This window comes from Streptomyces torulosus (genome assembly GCF_001419765.1).
GTDB classification, from domain to species: Bacteria; Actinomycetota; Actinomycetes; order Streptomycetales; family Streptomycetaceae; genus Streptomyces; species Streptomyces torulosus.
Map to the genome: position 1 here is coordinate 1 of NZ_LIRK01000784.1, position 7802 is coordinate 7802.

Annotated in this window: 7 protein-coding genes; 5 read left to right on the forward strand and 2 right to left on the reverse strand. The window is 72.3% G+C overall.

What is annotated here, in order from left to right; translation table 11 throughout:
- Window positions 1-199: 199 nt before the first annotated feature.
- Both AOK23_RS39830 and AOK23_RS39835 read right to left on the reverse strand, forming a co-directional pair.
- Entirely contained in the window at window positions 200-850 is a 651-nt protein-coding gene (locus AOK23_RS39830) for a class I SAM-dependent methyltransferase (RefSeq protein WP_055717311.1), read from the reverse strand.
- Window positions 851-1021: 171 nt separating this feature from the next.
- Window positions 1022-2509, reverse strand: coding sequence for an MFS transporter (locus AOK23_RS39835; RefSeq protein ID WP_055717312.1), 1488 nt, complete (start codon window positions 2507-2509; stop codon window positions 1022-1024).
- 262 nt (window positions 2510-2771) lie between these two features.
- Between AOK23_RS39835 and AOK23_RS39840 the strand changes: the two genes are divergently transcribed.
- The 5 genes from AOK23_RS39840 (at window position 2772) to AOK23_RS39860 (ending at window position 7672) form a co-directional block, all read left to right on the forward strand.
- Window positions 2772-3311 carry a SigE family RNA polymerase sigma factor gene (locus AOK23_RS39840; protein ID WP_055717313.1) on the forward strand — a complete coding sequence of 180 codons (540 nt, stop codon included), beginning with the start codon at window positions 2772-2774 and terminating at the stop codon, window positions 3309-3311.
- Entirely contained in the window at window positions 3308-4279 is a 972-nt protein-coding gene (locus AOK23_RS39845) for a hypothetical protein (protein WP_055717314.1), read from the forward strand. Before AOK23_RS39840 ends, AOK23_RS39845 begins: the two co-directional genes overlap by 4 nt.
- 217 nt (window positions 4280-4496) lie before the next feature.
- Window positions 4497-5357: a MaoC/PaaZ C-terminal domain-containing protein gene (locus AOK23_RS39850; protein WP_055519795.1), complete on the forward strand. Its 861-nt coding sequence runs from the start codon at window positions 4497-4499 to the stop codon at window positions 5355-5357.
- 93 nt (window positions 5358-5450) lie between these two features.
- Window positions 5451-6527 (forward strand): Zn-dependent alcohol dehydrogenase, encoded by a 1077-nt coding sequence (locus AOK23_RS39855; RefSeq protein ID WP_055717315.1) that lies wholly within the window; start codon window positions 5451-5453, stop codon window positions 6525-6527.
- Between the two features lie 194 nt (window positions 6528-6721).
- Complete coding sequence (locus AOK23_RS39860; protein ID WP_055717316.1) at window positions 6722-7672, forward strand: 3-oxoacyl-ACP reductase; 951 nt, start codon at window positions 6722-6724, stop codon at window positions 7670-7672.
- Window positions 7673-7802: the final 130 nt, after the last annotated feature.

Genomic DNA, 7802 nt, shown 5'->3' on the forward strand with positions numbered 1-7802 from the left:
GGCGTGCCGGGGCGTGCCGGGTGGCCGGGCTCGCGGGGCGCGGCAGGCGCGGGCACGGCGGGGCGGCGCTGGTGTTGCGGGTCTGCGCGGGCAGGGCGGAACGGTGCTGTGCGAGCGGCGCGGGTCCGCGCCGGTGTCGTGGGGCGGCTTGGACGTTGCCGGGCGGCTCGCCGGTGCCGGGGGCGGCGCGCGCCGGCCGTCAGATGCCGGCGGCCACGCGCCGCAGCACCCGCAGTGAGTCCGTCGCCGATACCTCCGTGAAGGCGCCGGAGGCGAGGGCGCGCAGGTAGACGCGGTACGGGGCCTGGCCGGTGAACTCGTCGACCGGGTCGGGGAACACGTCGTGGATGACGAGCAGGCCGCCCTCGGCGACATGCGGGGCCCAGCCCTCGTAGTCGGCGGTGGCGTGCTCGTCGGTGTGGCCGCCGTCGACGAAGACGAGGCCGAGGGGGGAGTTCCAGACCTTCGCCACCTGCGGGGAACGGCCTACGAGGGCGATCACGTGCTCCTCCAGACCCGCCCGGTGCAGGGTGCGGCGGAACGTCGGCAGCGTGTCCATCAGCCCGATCTCGGGGTCGACCGTCTCCGGGTCGTGGTACTCCCAGCCCGGCTGCTGCTCCTCGCTGCCCCGGTGGTGGTCGACCGTGATCGCCGTGACGCCCGCCTCGCGCGCCGCGTCCGCGAGGAGGATCGTCGAGCGGCCGCAGTACGTGCCGACCTCCAGCAGCGGAAGTCCCAGGCGCCCCGCCTCCACGGCCGCCGCGTACAGGGCCAGCCCCTCGCCCACGGGCATGAACCCCTTGGCCGACTCGAACGCTGCGAGGATCTCCGGCTTGGGGGCCGCGGGCATGGGGTCCTCCGTGGTGGCGTAGACGGGTGCGGGTCCGCTGTGCGTGCGGGTGCCTCGCAGGTGCGGGTGTCGTACAGGCGTTTGAGGGCCGTACGTACCGGGGGTGCCCCATGCTGCCATGCGGCCATGCGGCCCGTCGGCGGCGTCAGGACACCCGGCGGCTCGGCGGCGTCAGGACACCCGCTCGACCGGGCGTTCGGCGGCCGCCTTGTCGTCCGCGCTGCTCGCCAGGAGGGTCGGGCCGTTCGCGGGGCGGCGGCCGGGGAGGAACACAGCGAGGAGGATGCCGACGGCGACCGCGGCGGTGGCGATCAGGAACGAGACCCGGAAGCCGTGCATGGTGGGGATCGCGACCCCGCCGACGTGGTTCGCGGTGTTGGCGAGCACCATGCCGATGACGGCGCTCGACACCGACGTGCCGATGGAGCGCATGAGGGTGTTGAGGCCGTTCGCGGCGCCCGTCTCGGACGGGTCGACGGCGCCGACGATCAGCGCGGGCAGCGAGGAGTAGGCGAGGCCGATGCCCGTGCCGAGGACCACCGACACCACCACGGTCTGCCAGGCGGCGCTCATCAGCCCGAGGCCCGCGCCGTAGCCGACCGCGATGATCAGCAGACCGAGGATGAGGGTGCTCTTGGGGCCGTACTTGGCGGACAGCCGGGCGTAGACGGGCGCGGTGAACATCATCGTCAGGCCGAGCGGCGCCACGCACAGGCCCGCGACGACCATCGACTGGCCGAGGCCGTAGCCGGTGGCGGTGGGCAGCTGGAGGAGCTGCGGCAGGACCAGGGAGACGACGTAGAAGGAGACCCCGACCATGATCGAGGCGAGGTTGGTGAGGAGCACCTCGCGGCGGGCGGTCGTGCGCAGGTCCACCAGGGGCGCGGGGATGCGCAGCTCCAGGACGCCCCACAGGAGCAGCACCAGGGCCGACGCGGCGAACAGGCCGAGCGTGGTCACGGAGGTCCAGCCCCAGTCGCTGCCCTTGGTGATCGGCAGGAGGAAGAGGACCAGGCCGAGGGAGAGGCCGAGCGCGCCGAGGAGGTCGAAGGAACCCTGCGCCCGCGTCTTCGTCTCGGGCACGGCCACAAGGGTGAGGACGATGGAGAGGACGCCGAGGCCGGCCGCGCCGAAGAAGAGGACGTGCCAGTCGGTGTTCTGGGCGACGGCCGCGGCCAGCGGCAGGGCGAGTCCGCCGCCGACGCCGATGGACGAGCTCATCAGGGCCATCGCGGACCCGAGGCGTTCGCGGGGCAGCTCGTCCCGCATCAGGCCGATGCCCAGCGGGATCGCGCCCATGGCGAAGCCCTGGAGGGTGCGGCCCACGATCATCGGGATCAGGGCGCTGGTGAAGCCGCTGATCAGCGCGCCGACCACCATCACCGCCAGGCTGGCGAGCAGCATCCGGCGCTTGCCGTAGAGGTCGCCGAGGCGGCCCATGATCGGGGTGGCCACGGCGCCCGAGAGGAGCGTGGAGGTCAGGACCCAGGTGGCGTTGCTGGGGGTGGTGTCGAGGAGCTGGGGGAGATCCTTGATCACCGGGACCAGCAGGGTCTGCATCACCGCGACCACGATGCCTGCGAAGGCCAGCACGGGGACGATCCCGCCGTTCGTTCTCGTGGCGGGCTCGTGGGCGACGGGTGTGTGCGGGTGCGTCATTGAGGGGGGCCTCCCGGCCGGACGAAGGTGCGTGACAGGCCAACCTCGTCGACCAGGGCAACTATTCCGATGGTTCGAGTGGCTAATGAAATCTTGACCAGCCCATGGGAATGTGATCATCCGTCAGGTTCCTGGGCGCAGGTTCCTGGACGCTGCCGCAGGTGCCGCCGCACGGGCCCGGCGAAGCCGTCTGAAGTTCTTGGCCGGACGAGGCAACGGATCCGGGCCCTCGTGGACTGTTAAAGACATCTAGGAGGTGCTCATGGGGGATCGGAAACAGGCTCGGGACGAGGAGTTCCAGAGCTTCCTCGTCGGCCGCTGGCCAAGGCTGATGCGCACGGCATTTCTCCTCACGGGGGAGCGGCACGCGGCGGAGGACCTGGTGCAGACGACGCTGGAGCAGGTCTACGCGGCCTGGCGCCGAGTCGCTTCGACGGACGACCCGGACGCCTACGTACGGCGCGTCATGATCAACGCCCATGCGCGCAGGCATCGCAGACGCCTCAAGGAGTTCCTGGCGCCGAGGACCGACTCGGACCTGGTGCCCGAGGTGCCGGACAGCGGAGACCGCATCGCCCAGGCCGACGACCGCGGCGCGCTCCTCACGGCGCTCTCCCAGCTGTCGCCCCGGCAGCGGGAGGCCGTGGTCCTGCGGTACTGGGAGGACCTGAGCGAGAGCCAGGCGGCGGAGGCGATGGGCTGTTCCGTCGGCTCGGTCAAGAGCAACGCGGCGAAGGGGCTCGCGAAGCTCCGCGCCATACCGGGACTGGCCGAGACGGTGACACAGGGAGGGCGGAAGTGAGGGACGCGGACGACACGCACGGCTTCGACGGCACGCACGGCATCGACGGCGGGCACGGCATCGACGACACGCACGGCATGGAACGCGAGCACGGGAAGGCGGGGCGGCACATGACTCGGGGCGACGGCACCCATGGCGGCGACGACACGCTCGGCGGCCTCACCGGCAGCAGCCCACTGGAGAGGGACATCGCCCTGCTGCTGGCCGACGCGGCCGACGAGGTGGAGATCGGCGCAGCCCCCTACCAGGCGGTGCTCCGGGGCGGTCGGCGCCGCAAGGCCCGCCGCTGGGCCGTCGCGGCGGCGGTGACGGTGGTGCTCGCGGGCTCCACGGGGGCGCTGGCCCTGGCCAGGGCGACGGACGGGGGTCGGGTCTCGGTGCCCCCCGCGGCAACGGAACCGGTGAAGCCCGAGCGGCGCCACCTCGATCGACCGGCGACGACCGAAGTGGCCTCGGGGCGCGACGGGGGCCGCGCCTGGAAGGTGACGGTCGACGTCTGGGACGCCCCCAGGACCGTGCGGGAGGCGGAGAGACAGCTCGCCGCGATGGCCCTGCGCGGCGACAAGCCGACGGATGTGGACGGCTCCGCCGAACTCGTGGGCCGCGGTTGGAACTTCGTGCAACTGTCCGTGAGTCGGGGGCGGACCGGCGCGGTGCTCAACGGCGAGCAGTGGACCCCGGCCGGTACGGACATACAAGCCTTCGCGATGTCCCTGCACACCAGCGACCAGGGCAAGGGCGACGATCTCAAGCGCCTCGTGATCGGCGAGGTCGCCCCGACCGCCCAGCAGGTCCGCGTCATGTGGTCGGACGGCACGTCCGTGGACGTCCGTCGCGAGACCGACCTGCCCCTGTACGGCGACCTCCGCAACCCCCGCATCGTCGACGCCAAAGGCTCCCCGGTGAGCTGGTTCGTGGCCCTCGCACCGAAGGGGGCGGAGTACAAGTCGGTGAAGGTGGTGCGCTAGCCATCTGGCACAGTGTCAGGAGTCTTCACAAGTGCACGTGCCTCGGCTATACAGAGGGTCGCCGGACTGGAACGCGTTCTAGAAGGGCGGGTTCCGGACCCCTGTGACGACCTCGGCGCGGCCGCTGGTGCGGACGGTCGTGCCGAGGTTCCGAGGTTCTTCCCGGAACCCCGAGGTTCCTCCCGGAGCCCGGGGTTCTTCCCAGAACAGGAGCCCCATGCCCATCGACGCAGCCAAGGCCCTCGCGGCCGAGCCCCGTAGCGCCGAGATCGCCTGGACCCGCAAGGACGTCCTGCTCTACCACCTCGGCATCGGCGCCGGCATCCCCGCGACCGACCCCGACGAGCTGCGCTACACCCTGGAGTCCCGGCTGCATGTCCTGCCGAGCTTCGCCACCGTCGCGGGCGCCGGCTCACCGGACGTCATCGGCGGCCTGAACGCCCCGGGCGTGGACGTCGACCTCGCCAAGGTCCTGCACGGCGGCCAGCGCGTCGCCCTGCACCGGCCCATCCCCGTCGAGGGCCGGGCGACCGCGACCTCCCGGGTGGCGGCGGTCTACGACAAGGGCAAGGCCGCCGTGCTCGTCATGCGCACCGACGTCGCCGACACCGACGGCCCCCTGTGGACGAACGAGGCCCAGATCTTCGTCCGCGGCGAGGGCGGCTGGGGAGGCGAGCGGGGCCCGTCCGCCCGCCAGGAACCACCGTCCACCGCCCCCGACAAGGAGGTCGAGCGCGTCGTACGCGAGGACCAGGCGCTGCTCTACCGCCTCTCCGGCGACTGGAACCCGCTGCACGCCGACCCGGAGTTCGCCGCCCGCGCCGGATTCGACCGGCCGATCCTGCACGGGCTGTGCACCTACGGGATCACCCTCAAGGCCGTCGTGGACACGGTGCTCGACGGGGAGGTCGCCCGGGTCCGCTCGTACGGCACCCGCTTCGCGGGAGTCGTCTTCCCGGGCGAGACCCTCCGCATCCGGATGTGGCGGCCGGACGACCGCTCGGTGCGGGTGGCGGTGAGCGCCGTCGACCGGGACGACGCGCCGGTGCTGGCGGACACCCTCGTCGAGCACGAATGAGCAGCTCAGCACAACCGTAGGTCATGTACGCCGGACAGGTTCCGTACTCCTGACGGGTTACTGCCGGCAGGTACTCCTGAGGGGAGCCGCACCATGCGCGCAGCCGTACTGCACGAGATCGGCCAGGACAAGCTGGAGGTGCTCGACGACGTCGAGGCCGCGGGCTTCGGGCCGGGCAAGGTGAAGATCAGGGTGCGGGCCACGGGGCTGTGCCACTCGGACCTGTCCGCGATGGCCGGAGTGCTGCCGCAGCCGGGCCCGTTCGTCCCCGGACACGAGGGCGCCGGCGAGATCCTCGAGGTCGGGGAGGGCGTGAGCGGCGTGAAGCCCGGCGACCGGGTCGTCGTCTGCTGGCTGCCGGCCTGCGGCAGCTGTCCCGCCTGCAAGCGCGGCCAGACCCAGCTGTGCCTCGCCGGGTTCCTCAACGCCGGCACCCCCAACTTCAAGCGGCCCTCCGGTGACGTCTTCGGCTTCGCGGGCACCGGCACGTTCGCCGAGGAGGTCGTCGTCGACGCCGGGTGCGCCGTGCCGATCCCCGACGACGTGCCGTTCGACGTCGCCGCCCTCATCGGCTGCGGAGTGACCACCGGGCTCGGCGCGGCCCTCAACACCGCCGACGTGGAGGCCGGTGCGTCGGTCGCCGTCATCGGCTGCGGCGGTGTCGGCATCTCGGCGATCCAGGGCGCCCGGCTCAAGGGCGCCGCCGAGATCGTCGCCGTCGACCCGGTGGCCGCACGCCGCGAGGCCGCCCTGCGGTTCGGCGCCACCAAAGCGGTCTCCCCGGAGGGGCTGGCCGACGCGAAGCAGTCCGTCACCGGCGGCGAGGGCTTCGACTACGTCTTCGAGGTCGTCGGCCGCTCGGCCACCGCCCGCACCGCGTACGAGAACACCCGGCGCGGCGGCACCCTCGTCGTCGTCGGCGCGGGCGCCATGGACGACTTCCTCCAGCTCAGCATGTTCGAGCTGTTCTTCGACGAGAAGCGCATCCTGCCGTCCATGTACGGCGGCGGCGACGTCCTGCGCTCCTACGAGAGGGCCATCGCCCTGTGGCGGGCCGGCCGCATCGACCTGGAGGGCCTCATCACCCACCGGGTACCACTCGCCGACATCAACGAGGCACTGGACCAGATGCGCACGGGAGCCGCACTGCGGACCTGCATAGAGATCTGACGCCCGCGGGGCCATTGGACGCGGGGGCCTTGGAACCCCCGGACCCCGGCGCCTCGGCCCGGACCCCGACACCCTGGACCCCGGCGCCTCGGGCGGCTGGGTGGCGAGAGCCGGGTCCGCCGCGTCGACTCTCTGCCGGTCTGTGCCGAGCTCTGCCGACTTCTGGACGCACTTCGACGACTTCAAGGATGCCCATGTCATTGCCACTGGAGGGACTGTCGGCGATCGTCACCGGCGCGGGCCGGGGTCTCGGCCGGGCCGAGGCGTTGGAGCTGGCCCGGCTGGGCGCGGCCGTCGTCGTCAACGACTACGGGCAGCCGGGCCGGGACGGCAGCGGCGGCGCGTCCACCGGACCCGCCGAGGAGGTCGCGGCGGAGATACGGGCCGCGGGCGGCCGCGCTCTCGTCCACACCGGTGACGTCTCCGACCACCGCCAGGCGCGCGAACTGGTCGAGTCGGCGATCGGCGCGTTCGGGAAGCTGGACATCCTGGTCAACAACGCGGGCATCCTGCGGGACCGGATGGTCTTCTCGATGTCCGAGGACGAGTGGGACTCGGTGATCCGGGTCCACCTCAAGGGCCACTTCAACACGATCCGCTTCGCGTCCGCGCACTGGCGGGAGAGGTCGAAGACGGCCGGTGCGCCGGTGTACGGGCGGATCGTGAACACCTCGTCGGAGGCGTTCCTCGCTGGCTCGGCCGGACAGCCCAACTACGCGGCGGCCAAGGGCGGGATCGTCGGTCTGACCACGTCCTCGGCGCAGGCGCTCACCCGGTACGGCGTCACGGCGAACGTGATCTGCCCCCGGGCCCGTACCCGGATGACGGAGGACGTGTTCGCCGGCCTCGACCGCCCCGAGCAGGGCCCCGACCCGCTCGCCCCGGAACATGTCGCCCCGCTCGTCGGCTACTTGGCCTCACCCGCCGCCGGACACATCAACGGACAGCTCCTCGTCGTCCACGGCGGCATGGTCGCGATCGTCGAACGACCACGGGTGCAGGCGCAGTTCGACACCAAGCAGGACGCGTTCACGTACGACGAACTGGACGGCCTCCTCACCCCGTACTACGCCGACCGCCCCCAGGGGGAGACCTTCGCGGCGACGGAGGTCCTGGCGCTCCGAAAGCGCAACGGCACCGACTGACCGACCTCGCGCTTCGCCCCGCCCTGCCGCATCGCTCGGCTCAGCCACATCGCCCCGTCCTGCCGGGCTTCCCCACCTCGCTCTGCTGCGCACCCCGCCCCACGCAACAGCCCCGCCCCCTCGGGTGACG

Bases quoted from the DNA above. Each gene is read 5' to 3' on its own strand.
- AOK23_RS39830 (WP_055717311.1), bottom strand. From the start codon at position 850: ATGCCCGCGGCCCCCAAGCCGGAGATCCTCGCAGCGTTCGAGTCGGCC.
- AOK23_RS39835 (WP_055717312.1), bottom strand. From the start codon at position 2,509: ATGACGCACCCGCACACACCCGTCGCCCACGAGCCCGCCACGAGAACG.
- AOK23_RS39840 (WP_055717313.1), top strand. From the start codon at position 2,772: ATGGGGGATCGGAAACAGGCTCGGGACGAGGAGTTCCAGAGCTTCCTC.
- AOK23_RS39850 (WP_055519795.1), top strand. From the start codon at position 4,497: ATGCCCATCGACGCAGCCAAGGCCCTCGCGGCCGAGCCCCGTAGCGCC.
- AOK23_RS39855 (WP_055717315.1), top strand. From the start codon at position 5,451: ATGCGCGCAGCCGTACTGCACGAGATCGGCCAGGACAAGCTGGAGGTG.
- AOK23_RS39860 (WP_055717316.1), top strand. From the start codon at position 6,722: ATGTCATTGCCACTGGAGGGACTGTCGGCGATCGTCACCGGCGCGGGC.